The organism is Streptomyces sp. DvalAA-43 (genome assembly GCF_900091725.1).
Taxonomy (GTDB): domain Bacteria; phylum Actinomycetota; class Actinomycetes; order Streptomycetales; family Streptomycetaceae; genus Streptomyces; species Streptomyces pulveraceus.
Genome location: NZ_FMBW01000044.1, coordinates 213,319 through 239,685 on the forward strand (window position 1 = coordinate 213,319; position 26,367 = coordinate 239,685).

Below are 26,367 nucleotides of genomic sequence, written 5' to 3' on the forward strand. Positions count from 1 at the left end.
TCCCTGCCTCCACCGAACAAGAAGGAGCCCTTCCGCCATGCGCGCAAGACTGGCCCTGCCCATCGCCCTCGTCGCCGCCGTCTCGGTCGCAGCCACCGCGTGCGACGCCTCCTCCGGGAAGGACGGGGCCGGCGCGGCGGGCAAGGACACCCCCAAGGCCGCCTCGGCCGCGGCCGACTACAACCCGGTTCCGTACGACCGGATCAAGGACGGCGGCACCTACACCACCGCCGGGACCTTCGACGAACAGGGCAACCCGTTCAACGTCAACGCCACCCTGACCGCGTCCCGGGTCTGGTCCTGGTACAACGCCGACGCGATCACGTACTCGCCCACCGGCGAGGTGCAGTACAACCCGGACTACTACAGCGATGTGAAGGTCGCGGTCGAGGGCGGCAGGCAGAAGGTCACGCTGACCATCAACGAGAAGGCCGTCTTCAACGACGGCACCCCCATCGACTGGACCGCCATCGAGGCCACCTGGAAGGCCAACAACGGTTCCGACAAGGCCTTCGACGCCTCGTCCACCGACGGCTACGACCAGATCTCCTCGGTCCACAAGGGCGCGAACGCCAAGCAGGCCGTCATCGAGTTCAAGGGCGTCAACGCCTCCTGGACGACCCTGTTCACCACCTTCCTGCACCCCAAGGCGGCCACCGTCGCCAACTTCAACAAGGCGTACGTCAAGAAGGCCCACCCGGAGTGGGGCGCGGGCCCGTACACGGTCGGCGAGTGGGACACCCACTCGGGCGGCATCACCTTCGTCCGCAACCCGAAGTGGTGGGGCAAGAAGGGCAAGCTCGACAAGCGCGTCTACGTCAACCTGGAGTCAACCGCCGCGGTCAACGCCTTCAAGAACGGGCAGCTCGACTACACCTCGGCCGTCGACGCCGAGAGCCTCAAGCAGATCAAGGGGCTCAAGGGGACGGAGATCCGCAGCGGCGGCAGCCCCTTCGAGTACTCGCTCTACTTCAACACGAAGTCGGCCAACCTCGCGGACACGGCCGTCCGCGAGGCCATCCAGGAGAGCATCGACCGTTCCCAGATCGCGAAGATCCAGTTCCAGGGGCTCGACTACAAGGAGCCGCTGCCCGGTTCGGCGGTGCTGTACAGCTTCCAGAAGGGCTACCAGGACAATGTCTCCGCCGTCCTGAAGTACTCGCCGGACGAGGCGAAGAAGACGCTCGACGCGGCGGGCTGGAAGCCCGGCAGCGACGGCATCCGGGTCAAGGACGGCAAGAAGCTCGAAGTCGGCTACACGATCCTCGGCGACGAGCCGCTGGACAAGGCCGTCGCCGGTGCCTTCACCGCGATGCTGAAGCCGGTGGGCGTCAAGGTCGTCACCAAGAAGGCCGACTCCGCCGACTTCTCCAAGATCCTCAGCGAGCGCAGGTTCGACCTCTTCCTGTCCGGGAACCGCTCCATGGACCCGTTCGGTGCCCGCTACCTGTGCGACTTCTACTGCTCGGACCGCGACTCCAACATCACCGGCTCCGGTACGCCGGAGCTCGACAAGGAGATCCGGGCCACCGCCGACATCGCGGACCTCGACGAGCAGGTCGCGGCAGTCAACAAGGTCGAGCGGAAGGCGCTCCAGCAGTACGCCTTCCTGCCGTTGTTCAGCGGCCCCTCGACCTACAGCGTGAAGAAGGGCCTGGCCAACGTCGGCGCCACCATCTTCTACAGCCCGCTGCCGGAGACGGTCGGCTGGGAGAAGTAGCCCGCACCCGCGGGCCCGCCCCGGTACGGTCGCCCGACCGCACCGGGGCGGGACGCGTCAGATCGTGTCCCACCGAGCGCCCTCGTACGCCTGCCCGATCCGCTTCATCAACTCCTCGTCCACCACGAACTCCGTGTCGTCGATCCGCCGGACCGGCGCGATGCCCTGCGAGTTGGTGAGGAAGGCCGACCGGAACGCGCCCAGTCCCTCCAGCGTCACCGGACGGCGTACGGACTCCAGCCCCGCGCCGGGCAGTTCCCGTTCCAGCAGTGCCATCGTGATGCCGAGCAGGCAGGGGGCGTCCGGCCACACGACCGAAGTGCCGTCCCAGAAACCGATGTTGGTGATCGCGCCCTCCGTCACCACGCCGCCCGGCAGGGTCAGCAGTGCCTCGTCGAACCCGGCGCGCGTGGCCAGCCGCGCATAGTACGTCTGGCCGAACTCGCCGGGCCGCTTGATGTGCGGCACCGTGCGGGCGTACGGGACGGACATCAGGCCGTGCGGCTCGGCGGACTTCCGCGCCGGTCCCCGCACCGTGACCATGACGGTCGTCTCCGCGTCCTCCGAAGGCAGGAAGCCGTGGACCCGGACCGAGGCGTCCCGCACCCCGGCCCCGTCCAGCGCGTGCCGGACCAGTGCGCGGACCCGGTCCCCGTCCAGGCCACGCTCGAACAGCTCCTGGCTCGCAGCGTCCAGCCGGGCCAGATGCAGGTCGAGGCCGCGTACCTTTCCGTCCCTGACCTGCATGGCCGTGAAGTGTCCATAGCCGAGGAAGGCCGGAATCCGCAGGTCCGCCTCGGTGGCCGGACGTCCGTCGAACTCGGTGTACGGGGAGGGCGCGGGCGGGGGAGTCGTCATGCCGTCCACCGTATGCCGCGACGCCCGTCGGCGGGGGCCGCCGGAAGGCTTGACCTCAACCATGGTTGACATACGAGCCTCTTCGCATGGACCTCACCACAGTTCCCACGATTCCTGCCACCGGCCCCGCGACCCCGTCCGCCGCGCCCCTGAAGGTCGCGGTCATCCTCGCCAGCAACCGCGAGGGACGGTTCGCCCCGGTCGTCGCCGGCTGGTTCCTCACGCACACCGACCCCCACCCCGGCATCGAGACCGATCTGATCGACGTCGCGGAACTCGACCTCCCGATCGCCCTCTCCTACCGGCCCGACGCCGACGCACAGGCCCGACTCGCCGCCGTTTCCGCCCGGTTGGCGGCGGCCGACGCCTTCGTCGTCATCACCCCCGAGTACAACCACTCGTACCCGGCACCGCTGAAGAACCTCATCGACTGGCACCGCGCCGAGTGGCAGGCCAAGCCCGTCGCCTTCGTCTCGTACGGCGGGGTCTCCGGCGGGCTGCGCGCCGTCGAGCACCTGCGGCAGGTCTTCGCGGAGCTGCACACCGTCGGCATCCGCGAGACCGTGTCGTTCCACAACGCGGGCGCCCTCTTCGACGACGCGGGCAGGCACCGGGACCCGGCGGTCTGCGACGCGGCGGCCAAGGTCCTGCTCGACCAGCTGATCTGGTGGGGCCACGCCCTGCGCGACGCCAAGGCCGTGCGCCCGTACGACGCCTGACCCGGAGGCACCGCGACCACACCGGTGGCCCCGGGCCCGCCCCGGGGCTACCGCCCGTGCGCCGCCAGCGCCTCCCCGATCCCGGACTCCCGCGGCCCCAGGAAGTGCGGATCGGGCCTGAACACGGCGTCCAGCGCCGCCTTCCCCGCCGCGAACACCTCCCGCGTCCCGCCGTAGTACCAGGTCGCGTCGTGGACGGCGTCCACCCCCACGCCGTACGCGTCGATCCCCGCGGACCGGCACAGCGCGATCGCCCGGCGGATGTGGAATCCCTGGCTCACCAGCACCGCGCGGTCGACCCCGAAGATCTTCTTGGCCCGCACACAGGAGTCCCAGGTGTCGAACCCGGCGAAGTCGCTCACGATGTGCTCGTCCGGTACCCCGTGCTCCCGGAGATAGGTGCGCATGGCATCCGGCTCGTCGTACTCCTTCCGGCTGTTGTCACCGGTCACGAGCACGACCTTCACCTTCCCGTCCCGGTACAGCTCGGCGGCGGCCTTCAGCCGGTTGGCGAGGTACGGCGTCGGCCTGCCCTGCCAGAGCCCCGCCCCGAACACCATGGCCACCTGCTGCGCGGGCGCGTCCGCGGTCGTCCTGATCCGGGCGTCGGCGACGGTGTACGTCCAGGCCGAGGGCGCCAGCGCGAGCACACACGCGGCCATCACCCCCTGCACGGCCCGCCGCTGCCCACGCCGCGTCCGCGGCCACCGCGGCCGCAACCGCCCGAGCAGCTGCCGTTCCGGCCACTTCACCCGCATGGGAACCCCCCTCCGTTTCCGTGCCGTGTTCCGTCTTTCCGCATGATCAGACGATTCGCGGGCCGAAAGGGTTCTCGAACGGGCAGGATGAATGCCATGAACGGAACGGATACCGAGGACGACTGGGTGACCATCGCCGCCTACGAGAACCTGAAGGGCGCCCTGCATCCGGCGGCCGCCGCGCGGGCCTGACTGCGGGACCGGGGCATCGACTGGATGCCGATACCCGCCGGCGAACTGCACTGCGACCTGGCCTGCGCCCCGGGCCCGGACGGTCACTGGCGCGGCTGGATCACGGTCCGTGCGCGCGCCTCGGCACTGCGCCCCCTGGGCCTCCATCCGGACCAGCCCACCTCCCGCCCCACGGCTCCCTCGCCCCCGGGGTGGTGGCACGCGGCGGCGGAGCGGGCGGCCCGGCGAAAGAAAACCTGATGAACGGATATTTCCGGGCGGCCGACCGGGCCTTCTTTGTCGGTCCGGCCGTTTACTGTCGGAACCATGGACGGCATGGACGGTACTCAGGGCACACAGGACCACGGCACGGGCCCCTACGGCGCGGCCGACGCCGAGCGCTGGGACACCGAGCCGGACAAACGGCCCGGCCGCACCGCGTTCCAGCGCGACCGGGCCCGCGTGCTGCACTCCGCCGCGCTCAGGCGGCTCGCCGGAAAGACCCAGGTCGTCACCCCGGGCACCCGCAGCCATGCCTGGGACGCCAGCCCGCGCACCCGGCTCACCCACTCCCTCGAATGCGCCCAGGTCGGCCGCGAGCTCGGAGCGGCGCTCGGCTGCGACCCCGACCTGGTCGAGACGGCCTGCCTCGCCCACGACCTGGGCCACCCGCCCTTCGGGCACAACGGCGAGCAGGCGCTCAACGACTTCGCGTCCGACTGCGGCGGCTTCGAGGGCAACGCCCAGTCGCTGCGCCTGCTGACCCGGCTCGAACCGAAGCGGTTCGTGCCCGACACCCACACCGGCGAGCCGGTCAGCGTCGGGCTCAACCTGACCCGGGCCGCCCTGGACGCCGCCACCAAGTACCCATGGCCGCGCGGCGCCCACCCCACCGACCCCGGCTCGCCGAAATTCGGGGTGTACGAGGACGACCTGCCGGTCTTCGCCTGGGCCCGCAAGGGGGCGCCGAAGGACCGCAAGTGCTTCGAGGCCCAGGTCATGGACTGGTCCGACGACGTCGCCTACTCCGTGCACGACTTCGAGGACGGGCTGCACGCCGGGCACATCGACCCCAACTGCCTCTACGCCGAGCCGGAGCGGAACGAGATCTGGGCGGTCGCCATCGGCCGCTACGTCCCGGCGGACACCGAGCCCCAGGAGCTGGCCGACGCGCTGGACCGGCTCATCGCCCAGGACTGGTGGCCGCACGGCTACGACGGATCCGCCCTCGCCCAGGCCCGGCTGAAGGACGCGACGAGCCAGCTGATCGGCCGGTTCTGCCTCGCCGCCGAGAGCGGCACCCGGCAGGCGTACGGGCTCGGCCGCCTCGGCCGCTACGGCGCCGAGCTGGTCGTCCCCCGCGCGGCCCGTACCGAGTGCGCCGTGCTCAAGGCGGTCGCCGACCGCTACGTCATGCAGCGCGCCGAACAGGAGGCGATCCGCGCCGACCAGCGGATCGTCATCGCCGAGCTGGCCGCCGCACTGACCGCGCGCGCCCCGGAGGGGCTGGAACCGCAGTTCCGGGCCCTGTTCGACGCCGCCCGCGACGACCGGGCCCGCAAGCGCGTCCTGGTCGACCAGATCGCCGCGCTCACCGATGCCTCGGCCCGCTCGCTGCACAAGGCACTCACCACACGCCGCCGATGACCGGCTCCCGCCCCTGGCCGTGGGACCCGCCCCCGGCGAGGGATCCGTCCCGATTCCGCCTTGTCTGCGAGCCGTGCCCCGTCCGGCGGGCCGCGCCGCGCAGACTGGGCCGGTCGGGCCCCGGGGTCTGACCTGATCGGGGTACACCCTCTTTCGTCATCACACTGCGTGCGGGACGCTCGCAGGTGGCGGCGGAGCGCAGCAAGCACCGAGGAGGCATCAAGTGGTCGACGCACATCGGACGTTCGTCATCGTCGGCGGAGGACTGGCGGGAGCGAAGGCGGCCGAGACACTCCGCACGGAGGGTTTCAGCGGCCGGGTGATCCTGCTCGGCGACGAACGGGACCATCCCTACGAACGGCCCCCGCTCTCCAAGGGCTATCTGTCCGGCAAGGAGGCCCGGGACAGCGTCTTCGTCCATGAGCCCGCCTGGTACGCGGGCGCCGAGATCGAGCTGCACCTGGGACAGCCGGTCACCTCGCTCGACCGGAAGGCCCACGCCGTACAGCTCGGCGACGGCACCGTCGTCCACTACGACAAGCTGCTGCTCGCCACCGGGGCCGAGCCACGCCGCCTCCCCGTACCGGGCACGGACCTGGCAGGCGTCCACCATCTGCGCCGCCTCGCCCACGCCGACCGGCTGCGCAACGTACTGGCCGCACTGGGCCGCGACAACGGCCATCTGGTGATCGCCGGGGCCGGCTGGATCGGCCTGGAGGTCGCGGCGGCGGCCCGCGGGTACGGCGCCGAGGTCACCGTCATGGAACCGGAGCCGACCCCGCTCCACCAGGTCGTCGGCCCCGAGCTCGGCCAGATCTTCACCGATCTCCACCGCGACCACGGGGTCCGCTTCCACTTCGGCGTCCGCCTCACCGAGATCATCGGCCAGGACGGCCTGGTCCTCGCCGTCCGCACCGACGACGGCGAGGAGCACCCCGCCCACGACGTGCTCGCCGCGATCGGCGCCGCGCCCCGCACCGCCCTCGCCGAGACCGCCGGGCTCGCCATGGCCCCCCGCGCGGACGGCGGCGGCATCGCCGTCGACGCCTCGCTGCGCACCAGCGACCCGCACATCTACGCGGCCGGTGACGTCGCCAACGTCGCCCATCCGCTGCTCGGCACCCGGCTGCGCGTGGAGCACTGGGCCAACGCGCTGAACAGCGGCCCGGCCGCGGCCCGCGCCATGCTCGGCCAGGAGGTCGCCTACGACCGGGTGCCGTACTTCTTCTCCGACCAGTACGACCTCGGCCTCGAATACTCGGGCTGGGCACCGCCGGGCAGCTACGACCAGGTGGTCATCCGGGGCGACGCGGGGAAGCGCGAGTTCATCGCCTTCTGGCTGAAGGACCACCGGGTACTGGCCGGGATGAACGTCAATGTGTGGGACGTCACCGAGACGGTGCAGGGGCTGATCCGGTCCGGCCGGCAGATCGACCCGGACGCGCTGGCGGACCCGTCCGTACCGCTGGAGTCCCTGGGCTGAGCCCCCGGGTTCCACGGATCACCTCGGCACGTGGCACGGCTGTCGTACCCCACCCGTAGACTTCACCCGTGGCAGGCAGGATCAATGACGACGATGTGAAGGCGGTACGGGACGCGGTCCCGATCGACGCCGTCGTTTCCGAGTATCTCCAGCTGCGCAACGCGGGCGGTGGCAACCTCAAGGGCCTCTGCCCGTTCCACGACGAGAAGTCCCCCTCCTTCCAGGTCAGCCCGAGCAAGGGTCTCTTCCACTGCTTCGGCTGCCAGGAGGGCGGCGACACGATCGCCTTCGTGCAGAAGATCGACCATCTGACGTTCGCGGAGGTCGTCGAGCGGCTCGCCGCCAAGGCGGGCATCACCCTGCGCTACGAGGAGGGCGGGTACAACCCCTCCCACCAGCGCGGCGAGCGCATCAGGCTGGTCGAGGCACACAAGGCGGCCGCCCAGTTCTACACCGAGCAGCTGGACGGCCCCGAGGCCGAGATCGGCCGGAAGTTCCTCGCCGAGCGCGGCTTCGACCAGGCCGCCGCCGCCCACTTCGGCATCGGCTACAGCCCGGCGGGCTGGGACCACCTCACCCGCTATCTCCGCGGCAAGGGCTTCAGCGACAAGGAGCTGATCGCCTCCGGCCTCTCCCAGGACGGCAGGCGCGGCCCCATCGACCGCTTCCGCGGCCGGCTGATGTGGCCGATCAGCGACACCTCCGGCGACATCGTCGGCTTCGGCGCCCGCAAGCTCCGCGACGACGACAACGGCCCGAAGTACCTCAACACCCCCGAGACCGCGATCTACAAGAAGTCCCAGGTGCTGTACGGCATCGACCTGGCGAAGAAGGACATCGCGAAGGCCAGCCGGGCCGTGGTCGTCGAGGGCTACACCGACGTCATGGCCTGCCATCTCGCCGGGATCACCACCGCCATCGCCACCTGCGGCACGGCCTTCGGCGGCGACCACATCAAGATCCTCCGCCGGCTCCTGATGGACAACGGCAGCGCCCGGGTGATCTTCACCTTCGACGGCGACGCGGCCGGTCAGAAGGCCGCCCTGCGCGCCTTCGAGGACGACCAGAAGTTCGCCGCCGAGACGTACATCGCGATCGCCCCGGACAACATGGACCCCTGCGATCTGCGGCTCGCCAAGGGCGACGAGGCCGTCCGCGACCTGGTCGAACCCCGCACCCCGCTCTTCGAGTTCGCGCTCCGCCAGATCGTCGCCCGCTACGACCTGGAGACCCCGGCGGGCCGCGCGGCCGCGCTCGACGAGGCCGCCCCCGTCGTCGCCAAGATCAAGACGGGCAGCGTCCAGCGGGAGGTCGCCGTCCAGCTCGCCGGCTTCGTCGGCATCCTGGACCAGGAGTACGTCGTGCACCGGGTCAACCAGCTCGCCCAGTGGGCCCGGGGCCGGGGCGACCAGCGCGGATCCGCCCGGCCCTCCTCCCGCGCCGCCGCGCAGCACCAGCAGGTCCAGGCCCCCGTCGCCCCCTCCGGCCCCGCGCTCAACCTCCGCAGCCCCGCCCACCGCACCGAACGCGAGCTGCTCAAGCTCGCCCTGCAGAAGCCCGCCCTGGTCTCCCCGGCCTTCGACGCCTACGGGGTGGACGAGTTCACCGCCCCGCCGTACGCCGCGGTCCGCCAGTGCATCGCCGAGGCCGGCGGCGCCGAGATGGGCGTCGCCGAGACCCGCGAATACCTCGTCCAGGTGCTCGACGCGACCCCCAACGACGCGGTGCGCAAACTGGTCACCGAGCTGGCGGTCGAGGTCATCCACGGCAAGTCCATCGACGAGGCCTACGCGGGCGAGCAGCTCGTCCAGGTCCGGCTGCGCGCCGTCGACCGCCGGATCGACGACGTGCAGGGCAGCCTCGCCCGGCTCGGCACCAATGTCGCCCCCGACCACCTGGCCGCCGCGCAGAACGAGGTCTGGGTCCTCCAGAAGTACGCCGAGTCCCTGCGCATCAACGGAGCCGACGCGCTCTGACCGGCCCCGGGCCGTCCGCGTAACCGACCGGTCACGGACCGGGCTCAGAAAGTCACCGCACGCCCCTCGTGGCGGCGATGTGTCTTCCCCCACACTGGGGGCGGTGCCTGAGACATCGGAGCGCGGCCGGTCCACCGAGCGGTGGTCCTCCATCCCCGCGGTCCGGCAGCGATCACCTGGAGGTCGCCCCCGTGCAGACCCGGACCCTGACCGAACCCGAGCACGTCTCGGCCATACCCGCGCAGAACCGGGCCGTGCACCATCCGGAGGCCGCGGTGGAGCCGCCGACACCGAACGAGCCGAACGAGGCGCCCATGGAGGAGTCGCCCCCGGCGCCCGAGGCGCGGAGCAGGCCGGAGACCGCCGGTCCGTCCTCCGACCTCTTCCGGCAGTATCTGCGCGAGATCGGCCGGATTCCCCTGCTCAGCGCCGCCGACGAGGTGGAGCTCGCCCGCCGGGTCGAGGCCGGGCTCTTCGCCGAGGAACGGCTGGCGGGCACCCCGGACCCGGACACCCGGCTCGCCGTCGACCTCGACCGGCTGGTGGTCATGGGGAGGATGGCCAAACGCCGCCTCATCGAGGCCAACCTCCGCCTCGTCGTCTCCGTCGCCAAACGCTACGTGGGACGCGGGCTGACCATGCTTGATCTGGTCCAGGAGGGAAACCTCGGGCTGATCAGGGCCGTCGAGAAATTCGACTACGCCCGGGGCTACAAGTTCTCGACGTACGCGACCTGGTGGATCCGCCAGGCCATGTCCCGCGCCCTCGCCGACCAGGCGCGGACCATAAGGGTCCCGGTCCATGTCGTCGAGCTGATCAACCGTGTCGTACGCGTCCAGCGCCGGATGCTCCAGGAGCGCGGCTACGAGCCGACGGCCGAGGAGGTCGCCGACCAGCTCGACCTCACCCCGGAGCGGGTCGGCGAGATCCTGCGCCTCGCCCAGGAACCCGTCTCGCTGCACGCCCCGGTCGGCGAGGAGGACGACGTCGCCCTCGGCGACCTGATCGAGGACGGCGACGCCGCGTCCCCGGTCGAGTCCGCCGCGTTCCTGCTGCTGCGCGAGCACCTGGAAGCGGTGCTCTCCACCCTGGGCGAGCGCGAGCGGAAGGTGGTCCAGCTGCGCTACGGGCTGGACGACGGGCGGCCCCGCACCCTGGAGGAGATAGGCAGGATCTTCGGCGTGACCCGCGAACGCATCCGCCAGATCGAGTCCAAGACCCTCGGCAAGCTGCGCGACCACGCCTTCGCCGACCAGCTCCGCGGCTACCTCGACTGACGGCGCGAGGGCCCGCACCGCCGGACGGCGGCACGGGCCCTCGGACCGAACGGGCGGTGCTCCTAGTCGACTTCGGCGACCGCCTGCGCGAACTGCGCCGAGTACAGCCGGGCGTAGGCGCCTTCGGCGGCCAACAGCTCCTCGTGCGTGCCCTGTTCGACGATCGAGCCGTTCTCCATCACCAGGATGACGTCGGCGTCCCGGATGGTGGAGAGCCGGTGCGCGATCACAAAGCTCGTACGGCCGTGGGCCAGGCGGGCCATCGCCTTCTGGATCAGCACCTCCGTACGGGTGTCGACGGAGCTGGTCGCCTCGTCGAGCACCAGGATCACCGGGTCGGACAGGAACGCCCGCGCGATGGTGATCAGCTGCTTCTCGCCCGCGCTGACGCCGGAGCCCTCGTCGTCGATCACCGTGTCGTAGCCGTCCGGCAGGGTACGGATGAAGCGGTCGGCGTGGGCCGCCTTCGCCGCCTCCTCGATCTCCTCGCGGGTGACCTCGCGGGACGCCCCGTACGCGATGTTGTCCGCGATGGAACCGCCGAACAGCCAGGTGTCCTGGAGGACCATGCCGATGCCCTGCCGCAGCTCGTCGCGCGACATCTTCGTCACATCGACCCCGTCCAGCGTGATCCGGCCGCCCGTGACCTCGTAGAACCGCATCAGCAGATTGACGAGCGTGGTCTTGCCGGCGCCCGTCGGCCCGACGATCGCGACCGTGTGACCGGGCTCGACGTTCAGCGAGAGGTCCTCGATGAGCGGCTTGTCCGCGGCGTAGCGGAACGACACCTTCTCCAGCGAGACGCTGCCCCGCAGCTCCTCGGGACGCTCGCGCTCACCGGGCGCGGGGTCGGCGCCCTGCTCCTCGGCGTCCAGCAGCTCGAAGATCCGCTCGGCCGAGGCGACGCCCGACTGCACCAGGTTCGCCATCGAGGCGACCTGGGTCAGCGGCATCGAGAACTGCCGCGAGTACTGGATGAACGCCTGCACATCACCGATCGACAGCGACCCCGAAGCGACCCGCAGGCCACCCACGACGGCGATCAGCACATAGTTCAGGTTGGAGACGAACATCATCAGCGGCTGCATGATCCCGCTGTTGAACTGCGCCCTGAAACCGGCCTCGTACAGCGCCTCGTTCTGCTCGGCGAAGTCCTTCGCGGACTCCTCCTGCCGCCCGAAGACCTTCACCAGGGTGTGCCCGGTGTACATCTCCTCGATGTGGGCGTTGAGCTTGCCCGTCACCTTCCACTGCTGCACGAACTGCGGCTGCGAGCGCTTGCCGACCTTGGTGGCCACGACCACCGAGAGCGGCACCGTCACCAGCGCGACCAGCGCCAGCAGCGGCGAGACCCAGAACATCATGACCAGCACGCCGACGATGGTGAGCAGGGAGTTGATGAGCTGGCCCATCGTCTGCTGCATCGTCTGCGAGATGTTGTCGATGTCGTTCGTCGCCCGGCTGAGCACCTCGCCGCGCTTGGCCCGGTCGAAGTACGACAGCGGCAGCCGCGACAGCTTCGTCTGGATGTCCTCGCGCAGCTGGAAGATGATCCGGTTGATGATCCGGATCGACAGCCGGGTCGCCACCAGCATCAGCAGGCCCGCGCCGACGTAGACCGTCAGCGCCACCAGCAGTACGTCGCCCACCGCACCGAAGTCGATGCCGTGACCCGGGATGAAGTCCACCCCGGAGAGCATGTCGGCGAGGCCGCTGTTGCTCTTGCGCAGGCCCTCGACGGCCTGTTCCTTGGTCGTCCCCTGCGGCATCTGCCGGCCGACGACCCCGGCGAAGATCAGGTCGGTCGCCCGGCCGAGGATCTTCGGCCCGACCACCGACAGGGCGACGCTCAGCACCGAGGCCGCCAGTGTCGCGTACAGGGCGGTCTTCTCCGCCGCGAAGCGCTTCAGCAGCCGCTTCGAGGACCCCTTGAAGTCCATGGACCGGTCGGTCGGCGCCCCGCCCGCCATCATGCGTCCGCCAGGCCCGGCCATTACGCGGCCTCCGCTTCCGTCAGCTGGGAGAGCACGATCTCCCGGTACGTTTCATTGCCGTCCATCAGCTCGTGATGGGTGCCGGCGCCGACGACCCGGCCCTCGTCCAGCACCAGGATGCGGTCCGCGTCGCGGATGGTCGACACCCGCTGCGCCACGATCACCACGGTCGCCTCGGACGTCTCGTGCGAGAGCGCCCCGCGCAGCGCGGCGTCGGTGGCGTAGTCGAGCGCGGAGAACGAGTCGTCGAAGAGATAGATCTCCGGCCGCTGCACCAGCGTCCTGGCGATGGCCAGCCGCTGTCGCTGCCCGCCCGAGACATTGGTGCCGCCCTGCGAGATCGGCGCGTTCAGACCGTGCTCCAGCGCGGTGACGAACTCCTTGGCCTGCGCGACCTCCAGCGCGTGCCACAGCTCCTCGTCCGTCGCGTCCGGGTTTCCGTACCGCAGGTTCGTCGCGACCGTCCCGGAGAACAGATACGGCTTCTGCGGCACCAGGCTCACGGTCTTCGCCAGCAGCGTCGGTTCCAGCGTCCGCACATCCGTGCCGTCGACCAGCACCTGGCCGTCCGTCACGTCGAACAGCCGCGGTACGAGACCGAGCAGCGTCGACTTCCCGCTGCCCGTCGACCCGATGATCGCGGTGGTCTCGCCGGGGCGGGCCACCAGATCCACCGCCCGCAGCACCGGTTCCTCGGCGCCCGGGTAGCGGAAGTCCGCGCCGCGCACCTCCAGGTGACCGTGGGCGAGCAGCTTGCGGACCGGCTTGACGGGCGGGACCACGCTGGACTCGGTCTCCAGGACCTCCTGGATGCGCTCCGCGCAGACCTCGGCGCGCGGCACCATCATGAACATGAAGGTCGCCATCATCACCGACATGACGATCTGCATCAGATAGGCGAGGAAGGCGGTCAGCGCGCCGATCTCCATGCCGCCGCTGTCGATGCGGTGGGCACCGAACCAGAGCACGGCGATCGAGGAGACGTTCACGACCGTCATCACGGTGGGGAACATCAGCGCCATCAGCCGGCCCGTGGACAGCGCCACGTCCGTCAGCTCGGTGTTGGAGCCGCGGAACCGCTTCTCCTCGTAGCCGTCGCGGACGAAGGCGCGGATGACCCGGTTGCCGGTGATCTGCTCGCGCAGCACCCGGTTCACCGTGTCGAGTCGCTCCTGCATCGTGCGGAACAGCGGCCGCATCCGCTTGACGATCAGGCTCACCGCGATGCCGAGCACCGGCACCACCGCGAGCAGCACCGCCGAGAGCGGCACGTCCTGGCCGAGCGCCATGATGATGCCGCCGACGCACATGATCGGGGCCGACACCATCAGCGTGAACGTCATCAGCACCAGCATCTGGACCTGCTGGACGTCATTGGTCGTACGGGTGATCAGTGAGGGCGCCCCGAAGCGTCCGACCTCACGTGCCGAGAACGACTGCACCCGGTCGAAGACCGACGCCCGGACGTCGCGGCCGAGCGCGGAGGCGGTACGGGCGCCGTAGTAGACGGCCCCCATGTTGCAGACCACCTGGCCGATGCTGACGGCGATCATGATGCCGCCGAATTCCAGGATGTAGCCCGTGTCCCCCTTCACGACACCGTTGTCGATGATGTCGGCGTTCAGGGTGGGGAGGTAGAGGCTGGCGCAGGTCTGCAGCAGTTGGAGGAAGACCAGCAGCAGGATGGGTTTTCTGTACGGACCGAGATAGGCCCGCAGGAGTTTTATGAGCACGCGTGTCTCTCGGAGTCGGCAGAGGTCGGGAGTCGACCCATTTTCCGGCACCGGGGGGCGCCACTGCGAGCGATTTTACTCAAGACCAGGTCAAAAAACAGACCGAGTACACAAGTGGAGGGGGTTACTTCCACCCGCGTACCCGGCCCTGTCGCGCAGCGGGACGGCTCAGCTCGCCGAGTCGAACGCTCCCGGATGGATCTGGTCCCGCGTCGCCGTGTACTGCTGGCGCACCGCCTGCCCGACCGCCAGCTCCTCGCCCGGCTCCAGCACCTGCGCCGCGGCGCCCTGCCAGGCCGGGGGCGTGAGCGGATCGGCCGTCCCCTGCGAGACCCCCAGCGCCCAGGCGGCCTGCCGGGCCGCGCCCAGCGCCGCGTACTCGGCGGGCTGCGGCACGACCACCTGCGTACCGAAGAGCGCCGGTGCGAGGCCCCGCACGGCGGGCAGCTCCGCCGCCGCCCCCAGCAGGAACACCCGGCGCACCTCGACGCCCCGGCCGCGCAGCACGTCGAGCGCGTCGGCCAGCGAGCACAGCATCCCCTCGAACGCCGCCCGCGCCAGATGCTCCGGCTTCATCGACTCCCGCCGCAGTCCGCAGAGCGTTCCCGCGGCGTGCGGCAGACGCGGCGTCCGCTCGCCCTCCAGATACGGCAGGAGCACCAGCCCGGACGAGCCCGGGGTGGACTTCAGCGCCAGCGTGGAGAGCTCGTCGAGGCCCTCCACGCCGAGCATCTCGGCGGTCCCGCGCAGCGCCCGTACCGCGTTGGACGTGTACACCACCGGCAGGTGCTTCCCGGTGGCGTCCGCGAACGAAGTGATCATCCCGGACGGATCGGCCAGCGCCTCGTGGTGCACCGCCATGACGGAGCCCGACGCCCCCAGTGACACCACCGCGTCGCCGATCCCGACCCCGAGCCCGAACGCCGCCGCCATCGTCTCGCCGGTCCCCGCGGAGATCAGCAGCCCTTCGGGCGTCGTCCCGGCCGCGTCGGCGGGGCCGAGCACCTCGGGCAGCGCGGCCTGGTGCCCGAGCGCGAGCTCCACCAGATCGGGCCGGTAGGAACCGCTGTCCGCCGACCAGTAGCCGGTGCCGGAGGCGGCACCCCGGTCGGTGGTCCGCCGGGCGGGACGCCCCAGCAGCTGCCAGACCAGCCAGTCGTGCGGCTGGAGCACCGCGGCCACCCGCTGGGCCGACTCCGGCTCGGTCCGCGCCAGCCAGCGCAGCTTCGCCACCGGTTGCGCGGCCTGCGGCACCGAGCCGACCGCCTCGGCCCAGGGCTGCCGCCCGCCGAGCCCGTCGACCAGATCGGCCGCGGCGGCCTGCGCCCGCCGGTCGTTGCCGAGCAGCGCCGGACGGACCAGATTGCCCTGGTGGTCCAGCGGCACCAGGCCGTGCTGCTGGGCGGAGACGCCGATGGCCTGCACCCCTTCGAGCAGCCCGCCGGTGGCGGCCTCGCCGAGCGAGAGCAGCCAGGCCTGCGGGTCGACCTCGGTGGCCTTGGCCTCGACGGGGTGCGCGGCGAACCCCCGGCGCAGCACGGCGCCGGTGTCCGTATCGCAGACGACGATGTGTGTGAAGGCGGAAGAACTGTCCAAGCCGGCGACTATCCCCATACCCAGGATTCTGCCGCACCGCCGGAGCTTCTCCGTACCGGTAGTGCGGCAGTGGTGGGGCGGCGCGGTGCCGTCAGGTGTTGCTGGTGCCCCAGTCGTCCTCGCCGTGGCGGCCGCGGCCGCGCTCGCGCAGCGAGCGCACCCGGTCGGCCACCGGCGCGGGTACCTTCTCGCCGACCTTCTCGCTCACCGCGTGGTACGCCTTACCGGCCAGGTCACGGCCGCTCTGGGCCGCGGACTCGGCGGTATTGCGCACGGCCGGGTTCTGGGCGAACTGGCGCGCGGACTTCTTCAGCTGCTCGTAGCGCTCGCGCCCGGCCCGTGTCCCGATCACGTATCCGAGGGCCAGTCCGGCGATGAACGTGAGCCGGTACCGCATGGCTGCCACCCTTCCTTGCTCAGTGCGACGCTCAGTGCGACGTGTGCTGCCCGCCTACCCGCGGGCACCGGAGATCACCCCGGGGGATACCGATTGGCAAAGCACCCCCCTGCTTGCGCTAATGTATGTGTCGCAGCGAACGCGCGCCGCCCGGCAGCAGCCAGGCAGGTAGGGTTCGGTGCACACGCAGCAATCCCCTGTAGCTCAATTGGCAGAGCAGCCGGCTGTTAACCGGCAGGTTACTGGTTCGAGTCCAGTCGGGGGAGCGCGATCCCCTGTAGCTCAATTGGCAGAGCATTCGGCTGTTAACCGGAGGGTTACTGGTTCGAGTCCAGTCGGGGGAGCGGAACGGAAGAGGACCCCACGGGGTCCTTTTTCGTGTGCCCGGCAACGATCCTCACCGAGTTGCGTGTGGGATGCATGTGACTCTTTCGCGTGTACTTCGCTCCGTTCGGAACCGGACGGCGGGCGGCGAGGTCTTCATGGTCATGCGAAGCCGACCATCCGGAGCGAGAGATCGTATGACCGGCTATGCTGCGGCAGACGGCGCGCACACTTGTACGCGCCACGCCGAAAAGGGGCGGTAGCTCAGCCGGTTAGAGCAGCGGACTCATAATCCGTCGGCCGAGGGTTCGAGTCCCTCCCGCCCCACCGCAAGGTTCTTCCAGAGAACCGTTTCTACCTGCGGAAACGTGAGAACGGGGGGCGCCACTCCAAGGTGGCGACCCCCGTTCAATCGTTCGGACCAAGATCCAGGGGACACACAGGGGACACGGGACGGCTCAGGGGACAGAAGCCCCCCTTACGCGGCCTTCCGTCGCCTGTTCGGAGCCTTGCGAGCGGGCCGGATCGCAGCCGGGGGCAGCCCGGTCGGCAACGCCCACTCTGCTGCGTCCGGTGACTCGGTCCGGGCGACGGTGAAGCGCACGAGGGAGAAGTCCGCCCGCTGCTCCTCCGGGTACTGGTCGTTGAAGTTCTCCACCCGGACCAGCTCCAGTTCGTTGGCGGTGGAGTGGTCCCGTATCCACCTCACGGCCGCGTTGGCGGCGTCGTCCTGGCCCCGGCCGGCGAGGCTGATCACCCCGAGGACGTCTGCTCCGGGTTGCGGCTGTGCTCCGACCGCCCAGGTGTCGCCAGACTGCCGAGCGCCGTGGGCGAAGAAGACGGCGACGCCGTTCTGCCAAGCCGTCTCGGGGATGGTCAGCGCGGTGCGCTCCTCGAAGGGGATGTCGCGGGGGACGACGGCCATGACCGACTCGGCCTCGGCCCGCATCATCTCGGGCAGCACGCTGGTGTAGGTGTCGGAGGTGATCTGGCGTGACGAGTGGCCCAGCTTCTCCTGGACCACCTTGATGTCGTGGCCCGCGAGCAGGGCGAGGGTGGCGGCGAGGTGGCGCAGGTCGTGCAGGCGGACCGGCGGTAGGCCGGACAGCTCCACCAGGCGGGCGAAGCGTCGCGATATCCAGTCGGGGTGCAGCTCCTCGCCGTTCTCGTGCGTCCAGACCCGGCCGCTCTCGACGTAGGCGTCTCCCCACTCCTCTCGCATCCGGTCCTGTTTCGCCCGGACGTTGACGAGGTTTTCGCCGGACTCCAGGCTCAGGGACAGGGTGCGAACGCTGTCGGCCTTCGGTGCTTCGCCGTACAGCTTGTAGGCAACCTCCACGATCTGCTGGGAGATCCGTAGCCATAGGGCGTCGGTGCTCACCTCTGTCCACGGTAGAGCGGCCATCTCGCCGCGGCGGGGGCCGAGGAAGATGAAGCTGTGCCACAGCTCGTAGAGCCAGTCGGTCATGACGAAGTCGAGGAATTCGCCGGTGAGCTGCGGCGTCCAGACCATGACTGGGCCGGGCCGCTCACCGGTGCGCTTCCAGTGCTCCACGCGCTCAGGCGTCCAGACGAGCGGCTTGGGGCGCGTGACGGCAGGAAGCTCCACGAGCTTCGCCCAGTTCCTGGGGAACGCCTGCTCGCGCTTGATGCCCCAGGACAGGGCGGAGGAGAGCGTGTCGTTGATGCGGTGCATGGTCGCCGCCGACGTCGGCTTCCGTAGTCCCTTCTTACCCTCGCGCAGCGCAGCGTTGGCATCCAGGAAGGCCCGGCGAGTGATCCGCCGCTCCTCCTTCTTGGCGTAGCCCGCGGTCCTCACCCAGGCTTGGTGGGCGGCGTCGCGGTCCTTCTGGAGCTGGTCGATACGGAGTCGGTGAAGGATGCGTTCGGCGTTCTCCTTCTCGATCGCGTCGTACATCTTGTCCAGGTGGCGGACCTTGAGGTCGCGGCGCTTGATGTGGCCGAGGTGAGGGATCAGGTAGTTGGTGATGTGCTCCTCGTAGCCGTGGACGGTGGTGCGAGCCAGTGACTTCTTCGCCTTGATCCATCGGAGGAAGTAGTCGGCGCACTTCTCGTCGGACAGCACGTCGGTGCCGGCGGACGCGGCGTCGTACAGCTCTTTGGCCTTGGTCTTGGCGTCGTCGAGCTTCTTGAAGCCGCCGCGACGGACCCGTGCGCGCTTGCCGCCTTCGCCGGGCTCGGCCTCGAAGTAGAAGTACCAGGTGCCGTGCCCCTTCCCGAGTTTGGGGCAGGACAGGCCAATGTCTCCGATCTTGGGGTTGCCGTCGGAGTCGAGGACCGGCTTGCCGTCCTTGTCCGTGAGCGGTCCCTTGCACTGGCAGCGCCGGTAGTAGCTCGGCTCGAACATCCCGCGTCCCCTGCTGTCGGCTGTTGATTGGGTCACAGCCAGCCATCGGTGTCGTACGAATCCGTACGTGTCTGGCGTGATCTCATTCGATCTTGCTGGGGCTGTCGGACACTGCTGTAAAGTCGTTTTCCAGTTGGCGCGGGGGAGACAGGCGACCAACGACATGGCTGCTCAGGAAGCGGGCGGACCGACCGGCGCGATGGGACTGGAGGAGCTGCTAGCCCTCCCGGCAACGGTGAACATCACAACGGCCGGTCGCGCGCTGGGCATTGGCAGGGACAAGGCGTACGAACTGGTACGACGGGGCACGTTCCCTGTCAGGACGTTGCCCCTCGGGGGCACGGTCCGAGTTCCTACCGCTGAACTGTGGCGGGTGCTGGGCGTCGAGCCTCGCGCGGAGGTGAGTCCATGATCACGACATATGCACGATTCTGAGGTGTTCGTTGTTCTATCAGCACTGTGACCTATCTCGCTGGTAAATTAGTACATGTAGGGGGTCGGGTAGAGGGGTAGAAGATGCCAAGGCTCTACGGTTTTGAGGACATGGCGTACCAGCGCGTACGCGAGGCGGAGGCCGAGGGAATCCGGGCCGCCGCCTCGCGTCGTCGCGCGAGACAGGCGTTCGATGCGATCACGGATTGGATGACCGAGGCGGGCTACGTCACCACGCTGGGCAATCCGTTCAAGCCCGATGTTCTGGCCGGTGTGCTCTATCACCCGGCCATCGCCGGTTTGAGGGAGACCGAGGACGGCGAGCTGGTCGACAGCGGAGGTCCCCGGATCATCGAGGTCGATGAGTTCATGGAGATCCGTGCCATGAGGCCGGACAAGGAGCGTGCCGACCAACGGGAGTACCTGCTGTCGGGGCCTCTCAGCGTGTGCGGCCTGTGCGGCACCACCCTGGGGGCGTCGCCGTCGAACGCTGGAGCCCGTGGGCACCGCTGCCCTCCGCCCACGAAGCAGCATCCGGACGGCTGCGGCAAGGTCCGCATCAACGCCGACCTGTACGAGACGTACGTATCGGAACAGGTCCTGGGCGAGCTGGCCAAGCCGGAGGTGGCGGAGCTGATCGGCGCTGCACGGGAGGAACTGCTCTCCCAGGCAGCCGACTTGGACAAGCAGGTCGCTTCGGCCCGCCGACGGCAGGAGAAGCTGGGTAAGGACTACGCCGCCGGATCGGGCATGTCGCTCCCGGCCTTCAAGGCGGCCGACAGGGAGCTGACGAGGCTGATCCGGGAGAAGTCCACGGAGGCCCGGCACCTGAAGCAGGTCGAGCACGTCCCCGTGGGCTCGGTCCCCGATCTCGTTCGCTGGTGGACGCACGCCCCGTTGAAGGCGAAGAAGGGGCTGGTCGTCCTGCTCCTGGAACAGATCGCTGTGTACCCGGCCGCGTCCAGGGGCTCGCGCACCGTGGACGCGGACCGGGTGGCCTTCACCTGGCGACAGTGGGACGCCGTTGAGCAGGGGCCGCGCTCCGCCTAGACGTTGAGGCTGGGGCGGGGCGCCACAGGCCGTCGGCTGTTTCTGAGGACGGCCATCGACAGCCCCGCCGCGATGCCCGTGATGGACAGCCCCGCGAGCGCCGGGCTGATTACGTTGTCAAGCGCCAGGGGCCAGGCGAAGCCGTTCTCGTACGCGAGGATGTAGCCGCCTCGGCTCACCGCGTACAGCGTCCCGAACGTTGCCCCGGCCGCCGTCACGGCCAGGCCGGCGGCAGCCGCGCGACCCTGCTGCCAGACACCGCGGGCGAGTCTGGTGGCGCGCATCGCCACTTCGGCCCCGGCCGCCGCGAAGAAGCCGAGGTACGTCATCAGGTAGGTGCGCACGTCGTTGAACTCGGCGTACGACGTGGACAGGTCGACGTCGAGGCGCGACGGGTTGGTGCGGCGGAACTGCCAGATGAGCAGGCCGGACACCACGACGACGAAGCCGACGCGACAGGCGATGTTGACGTCGTGCGGCAGGTCGCGGTACTCCCAGTCGATGATCATGACCTGGAGGCTCGCGCAGAAGATGATGGCCGCGATGTCCGAGATGAGAGAGGACAGTTCGGTCATCGTCGCCCGGTCCACGACCTCGGCCACAGCAGGGACCGCGAGCGTGGAACCGACGAAGCTGCTGCCCAGCGCCATGACGTGCGCGCGCCGCGCCGCGCGGAACACGTCGATGTTGCGTCTGCGCTGCGCGACGGCTCGACAGAGGGCGATGGCTGTGCTCAGCAATGTGAGCACGGAGCACAGGCCGAAGATCGGGCCGTCCACGTCAGCGTCCTTCCAGGTAGTCCGCTGCCCGCTCAGCGGCGTCGTGCAGGCTCAGACGGCGCGGTCGCCCCTCGCGGGGCTGGTCGACGCCGGGGGGAGGTGGGGGGATCGTCGGGACGTCTTCGGACAGTCCTCGTTGACGACGGATCTCCTGGAGCCGTGATCTGATTGCAAGAATGTCCTGCACTTCAAGACCCTGCATTAAACGCAGGACTTCGCGTGCCTCGGGTCTCGACACGAACACGGTGAGCGCCGTCAGGTCGTCCCACTCGGCCCCCTGTAGGAGGAAGGCGGCGGGAGCGCCGAGGGCGCTGGCCACCGAGCCGAGGGTGCCGGCAGTGGGGTTGCCGCTGGACCCGTTGAGCAGGCTGTTCACCTGACTGTGAGAGAGGGCGGGCCCGGACCCAGTTCGGGTGGCCTTGGAGATGTCCCGCGCACTGGGCGTGAAGCCGTCGCCGTCTCGGCGCAGCCTCAACAGGGCGAGGAGTTTCGCTCGAAGGCTCAGTGCCTGCCCGGTGTCGTGGGTGTCTGCCATGTCCGTCATCTCTGGCTGTGTCGTATGCTCCCGGCGGGTGTGACCGACCGGTAACAACCGCGAAGATCACACTACATCGCAGGTCGCGAGGGTTATAGGGTTTGTCGCACAGTTTCTCGGCGGAGCGACGACCGGTGAGCGGGCACCGGTTGCGCTCCCCTGCGCCTGCCAGTGGCGGGCGCCCCGAGGGAGTCGCATCAGGGCGGGCGGAGCGGCGCGCACGCCGTGCACGGGAGGAACCGCATTTCATGTCCGAGGTTGACGAGCGCCGGATTGCCGAGATTGCGAAGGAGGCCCCGCGGGTTCTGAGAGGCGTGCCGGGCAAGGCGGCGCGGGACGTCGCACGGAGGGCGGTCGAGGAGATGGCGTTCATGCGACGGGCGAAACGAGGTACCGGTGGCGGCGGGGGTGAGCCCTAACCCCGCGATGAGGGCGACAAGCCCTTGCCGATCGAGATAGGTGACATTCTTGATGAGCTGCTGTACGTTCTGTCGTGCCGGGCGGGTACAGCAGCCGCAGGAGCCCGCCTGGCAGCGTCGCGTGAGCGGCGTCCTTCCCTACTCCTCGCCGGGTGGCCGACCCCCCGCGCCCCGCCCGGCGAGGAGTCGGCCGTCCGGTGCGGTCGTCGGGGTGCGTGACGGGAGTCGGCCCGTCGTGACCGTTCGGTCGCGGCGGGCCCTCTCGCGTTCGCGCACCGAATGAGAAATACAAATGCGCCCCGAATTCCTTTTCTGAATTCCTTTGAATTAAAAGAGTTCTGAACTTGCTTTGGCGGTATTCGCCATTAAGATATAAGTGTAAGAACAAAGGGAAACACCTTAACGGAAGGCGCGGGGAAATGACCGACACCAACAAGATTGAGTTCATCAACCTCAAGGTCAGCGAGATCGCTCCCAACCCGGAGCAGCCGAGGAAGTTCTTCTCGGAGGAGGCGCAGGACGAGCTGACCAACAGCATCAAGGCCAACGGCCTCCTCCAGCCGGTCGTCGTCCGGCCGGTCGAGGGCGCGAAGGTCCCCTACATGCTGATCGCGGGCGAGCGGCGCTGGCGCTCCTGCCAGGCGGCCGGCCTGGAGTTCATCCCGGCGAAGCTGGTCGAGGGGGCCACCGAGGAAGAGGCGTACGTCCTCAGCATCGCGGAGAACGTCAACCGCGCGGATATGACGATCATGGAGGAGGCCGGTGCGTATGCCGACCTCAAGGCGGCCGGGTGGGAGCCGGGCAAGATCGCCAAGCAGTTCGGGAAGACGGAGACGCACATCACCTGGCGGCTCGGCCTGCTGACCCTGCGGCCCGAGGTGGCCGAGATGGTCGACCAGAAGCAGATCAAGAGCAACTTGGCCTGGCACATCGCCCAGCTCAACCCGGCCAACCAGATGGTGGCGGCGATGCGCTACGTGCGCGGCGACTTCGACTCCGAGGCGGAGGCGCAGCACTTCGCCAACGGCCTCAAGATGATGGAGGCCCAGACCTCCCTGACCGGCGAGAAGGCCCCGACGGCCGAGGAGCAGGAGAAGCAGAAGAAGGCCAAGGCCAAGGCGAAGGACGGACTCGGCAAGGCCGAAGAGGTCCTGATCCCGCTGCTGGAGGAGCTGGCCGAGAAGAAGCCGGAGGACCTGGCCGTCATCCTCGGTGACGACCTCGCCCGCCACCTGCGGGTTGTCGGTCGCCTGTACGCCAAGGTCCAGATGGTGCGGAACCTGCTGTCCAAGGCGCAGGGCATACAGCGGGCTCAGGCCGAGGCGTTCAACAAGGCGGCTGTCGAGGTCCAGCAGGAGGCGGCGGCGAAGAAGCCCGAGGCCAAGCCGGAAGAGGCCGAGGCCGCGAAGCCCGCGCCCAAGCCGCGGCCGACGGCGAAGAAGGCGGCGGCCAAGCCTGAGGCGGCCCAGTCTGCGGCCGCCAAGCCCGCCGCCAAGCCCGCCGCCAAGCCTGCGGCGAAGACGGCCACGCCCGCCAAGCCCGCCGCCCGCCGGGCGCCCGCCAAGAAGGCCGACGCGGCGGCGAAGTAGGAAAGAGGAGGGGGCGCGGCGGAGCCCGCGCCCCCTCCTCCCCTTCCCGGAGGGCGGGGTGGGCGTAGCTGGAAGTTCCGGCTGCGCCCGCTTTCATGTGAATCCCTTTCCGTATCCATGTTCATGGAATTGCAATTGTCATAAGATATAAGTACGGGAAAGGGAAATTCCCTCCGAGAATGGAGATCTGGAAATGACAGAAAAGGAAACAGTCCCTGTGGACCTCTCTCAGGTCAGGCCGGAATACGTGGACTGGCAGTCCCACTCGGCCCACCCGGCGATCCGGCAGATCACGGACCACCTCTCCTCCCTCATGGCGGAAGCGCGGGAACTCGTACCCGGCCCTGCGTCGGAAGTGATCGGGGACGTCGAAGAGACCACGGCCTCCTCGTACGCCAACGAGACCAACCGGGTCATCCGGTTCACGGCCAACTGTGAGCAAGGCCCGGTGGAGTTCGACCTCATCGTCCAGTTGGCGGCCCGAACCCGCTACGTCTACACGGACGAGTAAACAGACTGGCCCGGACCCACAGGGACTTCCCCCGTGGGTCCGGCGCCCTCCGGCTCCCCGCTCCCGGACACGGGCGGGGCCGGCAAGCCCCCGGCCGCCAGCGTCACGCCACCACGGCCGGGGGGATCAGCAGTAAGGAAGGAAGCAAGAGTGCTCACCCTGTTCACCAACCGGATCCAGGAGTTCCAGCCCCCGCAAGGAGTGCCGGTGCGCATCACCCTGGGCGGCGTCCGGTTCAAGCTCCCCTACTCCCTCACCCACTCGGTGCGGGAGCTCGCGCCACGTCGCGACTACCTCCACGCGCCCGAGCCCGAGTTCACAAAGGCGTACCGCAGCGACCTCGATCAGCTCGGCCCCGAGCGGATCGCGGCGCGCCTCCAGCAGATCGCGGACGCCGAGGGCGACCACCGCCTGGTGCTGCTCTGCTTCGAGGACCTGGCCAAGCCGGGCCTGTGGTGCCACCGCCGGACGTTCGCGGCGTGGTGGAAGGACCGCACCGGGGACGACGTGCGGGAACTGTCCCCGATGGAGGACGACCACTACCAGCAGGGAACCTTGATGTGAGCGTCGGAACCGCGCTCCTGAGATAGGTGACATGATTCCAAGGGGCTGCGTGCTCCTGATGTAGGTTCCAGCGCAGCGCCCGGCCCGGCACCCCGCCGAGGCCGGGCGTTGTCGTTCGTTGGGAGGCGAAGATGTTCCAGGGCACCATCCCGGGCCCGATGCGCTCGATCGTGCGCGAGACGGCGAGCCTGTGGCCAAGCGGCCCGGTGTACGTCCCGTGCTGCGGGAACTTCACCATCGAACGGTCGCTGGCCGGCATGGGCTTCGGCCTCCACTCCTCCGACGTGTCCATCTACACCAGCGCGGTCGGCCGGTGGCTCACCCGGCAGCCGGTCGGCATCCGGCTCCGCGAGGAGAGCGCGGACGAACTCGGCTGGCTCGCGGACTCCTTGGACGACGGTGTCGGCACCGTGGCCACGCTCATGCTCGGCACACGGTTCCTGGCCAGCGTCGGCCGCGAAGGGCTGTGGCACGAGCGGGTGGTGCGCTCCTACCGGGAGCAGTGGAAGGCCAAGCACGCGGAGACCGTGGAGCGGCTGTCCGGCTCGGACGTCGAACTGGCCTCGTACGAGGTGGAGGACGTGCGCTCCTGGCTCCAGAAGGTCCCTGGCGACGCTCCCGTGTGCTCCTTCCCTCCCTTCTACGGCGGCGGCTACGAGAAGCTGTACGAGCCGCTGGAAGCTCACTTCACCTGGGACGCACCGCAGTACGAGCCGCTGTCGGACGACGACGTGGTCAGCGTGCTCGGCGCGATCACGGACCGGCCGTACTGGCTGACGGCCTCGAACCACAGCGTGCCCGAGCTTCAGCCGTACCTGCGCGGCGTGATCAAGGCGACGCCGCGCGCCGCTCCCTTCTACGTGTACGCCAGCGAGGCCCGGACGCGGATCGTCGCCCCGCGCCAGCCGATCGACCCGGTGAAGATCCCGCGCCTGCGCGAAGGCGAGGAACTGGTCGGCCCGCTCTCGCTCAGCCTGCTGAAGCCGGGCCAGTTCAACGCGCTGCGCTCCCGCTACCTCAACCCGAGGATCGCTCCGGGCGCGGCGAACCTGGCGGTCGCGGTGCGCGACGGCGGCGGGCGGCTGCTGGGCGTGTTCGCGATGGCCCCGAGCACGTTCACCCCGGACGAGGCGTACGTGCTCTCGGACTTCGCGGTCGCGCCGACGGACTACCCACGGTTGTCGAAGCTCATCGTGATGGCGGCCATGAGCGCCGAGACGCAGTTGCTGTGCCAGCGGGCGTTCTCGCGGCGCATCCGGCGGGTGGCGACGACCGCGTTCAGCAACAACCCGGTGTCGATGAAGTACCGCGGGCTGCTGCGGCTGAACAAGCGCAGCCCGTCGAACGAGGACGGCTGGCGATTCCAGCTCCAGTACCAGGGACCGATGGGCCAGCACACGCTGGCCGAAGCCCTTCAGATGTGGGTGAAGCGGTGGGGCGCCCCGACGACGAAGACGGGAGTCTGAC

The 26,367-nt window shown here is 69.5% G+C and carries 21 protein-coding genes and 3 tRNA genes; 15 read left to right on the forward strand and 9 right to left on the reverse strand.

The annotated features are described in order from the left end of the window. Window positions 1-37 precede the first annotated feature (37 nt). Entirely contained in the window at window positions 38-1,720 is a 1,683-nt protein-coding gene (locus tag GA0115234_RS17675; protein WP_176729190.1) for an ABC transporter family substrate-binding protein, read from the forward strand. 57 nt (window positions 1,721-1,777) lie between these two features. Here the strand turns inward: GA0115234_RS17675 and GA0115234_RS17680 are convergent, their stop codons facing one another. Beyond that, complete coding sequence (locus GA0115234_RS17680; RefSeq protein ID WP_093542735.1) at window positions 1,778-2,578, reverse strand: aminotransferase class IV family protein; 801 nt, start codon at window positions 2,576-2,578, stop codon at window positions 1,778-1,780. A gap of 86 nt (window positions 2,579-2,664) precedes the next feature. Between GA0115234_RS17680 and GA0115234_RS17685 the strand changes: the two genes are divergently transcribed. Continuing rightward, complete coding sequence (locus GA0115234_RS17685; protein WP_093542736.1) at window positions 2,665-3,297, forward strand: NADPH-dependent FMN reductase; 633 nt, start codon at window positions 2,665-2,667, stop codon at window positions 3,295-3,297. Between the two features lie 47 nt (window positions 3,298-3,344). Here the strand turns inward: GA0115234_RS17685 and GA0115234_RS17690 are convergent, their stop codons facing one another. After that, window positions 3,345-4,055, reverse strand: coding sequence for a SanA/YdcF family protein (locus GA0115234_RS17690; protein ID WP_093542738.1), 711 nt, complete (start codon window positions 4,053-4,055; stop codon window positions 3,345-3,347). A 216-nt stretch (window positions 4,056-4,271) separates the two neighbouring features. Here GA0115234_RS17690 and GA0115234_RS17695 point away from each other — a divergent pair, with 216 nt between their 5' ends. The 5 genes from GA0115234_RS17695 (at window position 4,272) to GA0115234_RS17715 (ending at window position 10,609) form a co-directional block, all read left to right on the forward strand. Continuing rightward, a complete protein-coding gene (locus tag GA0115234_RS17695) occupies window positions 4,272-4,487 on the forward strand; it encodes a hypothetical protein (RefSeq protein ID WP_093542740.1) in 216 nt (71 codons plus the stop codon). A gap of 75 nt (window positions 4,488-4,562) precedes the next feature. Further along, complete coding sequence (locus GA0115234_RS17700) at window positions 4,563-5,873, forward strand: deoxyguanosinetriphosphate triphosphohydrolase (RefSeq protein WP_370804526.1); 1,311 nt, start codon at window positions 4,563-4,565, stop codon at window positions 5,871-5,873. A gap of 223 nt (window positions 5,874-6,096) precedes the next feature. Then, window positions 6,097-7,356: an NAD(P)/FAD-dependent oxidoreductase gene (locus GA0115234_RS17705; RefSeq protein ID WP_093542743.1), complete on the forward strand. Its 1,260-nt coding sequence runs from the start codon at window positions 6,097-6,099 to the stop codon at window positions 7,354-7,356. Between the two features lie 68 nt (window positions 7,357-7,424). Then, complete coding sequence (gene dnaG / locus GA0115234_RS17710; protein WP_093542745.1) at window positions 7,425-9,332, forward strand: DNA primase; 1,908 nt, start codon at window positions 7,425-7,427, stop codon at window positions 9,330-9,332. Between the two features lie 191 nt (window positions 9,333-9,523). Further along, a complete protein-coding gene (locus GA0115234_RS17715; RefSeq protein ID WP_093542747.1) occupies window positions 9,524-10,609 on the forward strand; it encodes an RNA polymerase sigma factor in 1,086 nt (361 codons plus the stop codon). A 62-nt stretch (window positions 10,610-10,671) separates the two neighbouring features. Here GA0115234_RS17715 and GA0115234_RS17720 read toward each other — a convergent pair whose 3' ends face one another. The 4 genes from GA0115234_RS17720 to GA0115234_RS17735 form a co-directional block, all read right to left on the reverse strand. Continuing rightward, window positions 10,672-12,603, reverse strand: coding sequence for an ABC transporter ATP-binding protein (locus tag GA0115234_RS17720; RefSeq protein WP_093542748.1), 1,932 nt, complete (start codon window positions 12,601-12,603; stop codon window positions 10,672-10,674). Then, the gene (locus GA0115234_RS17725; protein WP_093542750.1) at window positions 12,603-14,336 is read right to left on the reverse strand and encodes an ABC transporter ATP-binding protein; all 1,734 of its coding nucleotides are present in this window, start codon (window positions 14,334-14,336) and stop codon (window positions 12,603-12,605) included. Before GA0115234_RS17725 ends, GA0115234_RS17720 begins: the two co-directional genes overlap by 1 nt. A 168-nt stretch (window positions 14,337-14,504) precedes the next feature. Beyond that, window positions 14,505-15,950, reverse strand: a complete 1,446-nt coding sequence (locus GA0115234_RS17730; RefSeq protein WP_093542752.1) for an FGGY family carbohydrate kinase — start codon at window positions 15,948-15,950, stop codon at window positions 14,505-14,507. 73 nt (window positions 15,951-16,023) lie between these two features. Beyond that, entirely contained in the window at window positions 16,024-16,329 is a 306-nt protein-coding gene (locus GA0115234_RS17735; RefSeq protein WP_093542754.1) for a hypothetical protein, read from the reverse strand. 193 nt (window positions 16,330-16,522) lie between these two features. Between GA0115234_RS17735 and GA0115234_RS17740 the strand changes: the two genes are divergently transcribed. The 3 genes from GA0115234_RS17740 (at window position 16,523) to GA0115234_RS17755 (ending at window position 16,980) form a co-directional block, all read left to right on the forward strand. Then, window positions 16,523-16,595 (forward strand) — tRNA-Asn (locus GA0115234_RS17740). A gap of 5 nt (window positions 16,596-16,600) precedes the next feature. After that, window positions 16,601-16,673, forward strand: a tRNA-Asn gene (locus GA0115234_RS17745). 233 nt (window positions 16,674-16,906) lie between these two features. After that, window positions 16,907-16,980: transfer RNA gene (locus GA0115234_RS17755), tRNA-Ile, on the forward strand. A gap of 151 nt (window positions 16,981-17,131) precedes the next feature. Here the strand turns inward: GA0115234_RS17755 and GA0115234_RS17760 are convergent. After that, window positions 17,132-19,021 (reverse strand): tyrosine-type recombinase/integrase, encoded by a 1,890-nt coding sequence (locus GA0115234_RS17760; protein WP_161275610.1) that lies wholly within the window; start codon window positions 19,019-19,021, stop codon window positions 17,132-17,134. 516 nt (window positions 19,022-19,537) lie between these two features. Between GA0115234_RS17760 and GA0115234_RS17770 the strand changes: the two genes are divergently transcribed. Continuing rightward, window positions 19,538-20,503 (forward strand): zinc ribbon domain-containing protein, encoded by a 966-nt coding sequence (locus tag GA0115234_RS17770; RefSeq protein ID WP_176729191.1) that lies wholly within the window; start codon window positions 19,538-19,540, stop codon window positions 20,501-20,503. Here GA0115234_RS17770 and GA0115234_RS17775 read toward each other — a convergent pair. Beyond that, a complete protein-coding gene (locus tag GA0115234_RS17775) occupies window positions 20,500-21,282 on the reverse strand; it encodes a hypothetical protein (RefSeq protein ID WP_093542764.1) in 783 nt (260 codons plus the stop codon). The genes GA0115234_RS17770 and GA0115234_RS17775 overlap by 4 nt on opposite strands. A 1-nt stretch (window position 21,283) precedes the next feature. After that, the gene (locus tag GA0115234_RS17780) at window positions 21,284-21,817 is read right to left on the reverse strand and encodes a hypothetical protein (RefSeq protein ID WP_141718436.1); all 534 of its coding nucleotides are present in this window, start codon (window positions 21,815-21,817) and stop codon (window positions 21,284-21,286) included. Window positions 21,818-22,655: 838 nt separating this feature from the next. Here GA0115234_RS17780 and GA0115234_RS17785 point away from each other — a divergent pair. From GA0115234_RS17785 to GA0115234_RS17800, 4 genes are all read left to right on the forward strand, one after another. Further along, window positions 22,656-23,825, forward strand: coding sequence for a ParB/RepB/Spo0J family partition protein (locus tag GA0115234_RS17785; protein WP_093542768.1), 1,170 nt, complete (start codon window positions 22,656-22,658; stop codon window positions 23,823-23,825). A gap of 217 nt (window positions 23,826-24,042) precedes the next feature. Further along, window positions 24,043-24,336: a hypothetical protein gene (locus GA0115234_RS17790; protein WP_093542770.1), complete on the forward strand. Its 294-nt coding sequence runs from the start codon at window positions 24,043-24,045 to the stop codon at window positions 24,334-24,336. 150 nt (window positions 24,337-24,486) lie between these two features. Further along, window positions 24,487-24,900: a hypothetical protein gene (locus GA0115234_RS17795; RefSeq protein WP_093542772.1), complete on the forward strand. Its 414-nt coding sequence runs from the start codon at window positions 24,487-24,489 to the stop codon at window positions 24,898-24,900. Between the two features lie 131 nt (window positions 24,901-25,031). Then, on the forward strand, window positions 25,032-26,366 hold the full coding sequence (locus GA0115234_RS17800; RefSeq protein ID WP_093542774.1) for a putative antirestriction adenine methyltransferase: 1,335 nt from the start codon (window positions 25,032-25,034) through the stop codon (window positions 26,364-26,366). Window position 26,367: the final 1 nt, after the last annotated feature.

What these genes read in the sequence shown, in the direction of transcription:
- GA0115234_RS17675 (WP_176729190.1), top strand. Translation starts at nt 38, where the DNA reads ATGCGCGCAAGACTGGCCCTGCCCATCGCCCTCGTCGCCGCCGTCTCG.
- GA0115234_RS17680 (WP_093542735.1), bottom strand. Translation starts at nt 2,578, where the DNA reads ATGACGACTCCCCCGCCCGCGCCCTCCCCGTACACCGAGTTCGACGGA.
- GA0115234_RS17685 (WP_093542736.1), top strand. Translation starts at nt 2,665, where the DNA reads ATGGACCTCACCACAGTTCCCACGATTCCTGCCACCGGCCCCGCGACC.
- GA0115234_RS17690 (WP_093542738.1), bottom strand. Translation starts at nt 4,055, where the DNA reads ATGCGGGTGAAGTGGCCGGAACGGCAGCTGCTCGGGCGGTTGCGGCCG.
- GA0115234_RS17695 (WP_093542740.1), top strand. Translation starts at nt 4,272, where the DNA reads ATGCCGATACCCGCCGGCGAACTGCACTGCGACCTGGCCTGCGCCCCG.
- GA0115234_RS17700 (WP_370804526.1), top strand. Translation starts at nt 4,563, where the DNA reads ATGGACGGTACTCAGGGCACACAGGACCACGGCACGGGCCCCTACGGC.
- GA0115234_RS17720 (WP_093542748.1), bottom strand. Translation starts at nt 12,603, where the DNA reads ATGGCCGGGCCTGGCGGACGCATGATGGCGGGCGGGGCGCCGACCGAC.
- GA0115234_RS17730 (WP_093542752.1), bottom strand. Translation starts at nt 15,950, where the DNA reads ATGGGGATAGTCGCCGGCTTGGACAGTTCTTCCGCCTTCACACACATC.
- GA0115234_RS17735 (WP_093542754.1), bottom strand. Translation starts at nt 16,329, where the DNA reads ATGCGGTACCGGCTCACGTTCATCGCCGGACTGGCCCTCGGATACGTG.
- GA0115234_RS17760 (WP_161275610.1), bottom strand. Translation starts at nt 19,021, where the DNA reads ATGTTCGAGCCGAGCTACTACCGGCGCTGCCAGTGCAAGGGACCGCTC.
- GA0115234_RS17770 (WP_176729191.1), top strand. Translation starts at nt 19,538, where the DNA reads ATGCCAAGGCTCTACGGTTTTGAGGACATGGCGTACCAGCGCGTACGC.
- GA0115234_RS17780 (WP_141718436.1), bottom strand. Translation starts at nt 21,817, where the DNA reads ATGGCAGACACCCACGACACCGGGCAGGCACTGAGCCTTCGAGCGAAA.
- GA0115234_RS17785 (WP_093542768.1), top strand. Translation starts at nt 22,656, where the DNA reads ATGACCGACACCAACAAGATTGAGTTCATCAACCTCAAGGTCAGCGAG.
- GA0115234_RS17800 (WP_093542774.1), top strand. Translation starts at nt 25,032, where the DNA reads ATGTTCCAGGGCACCATCCCGGGCCCGATGCGCTCGATCGTGCGCGAG.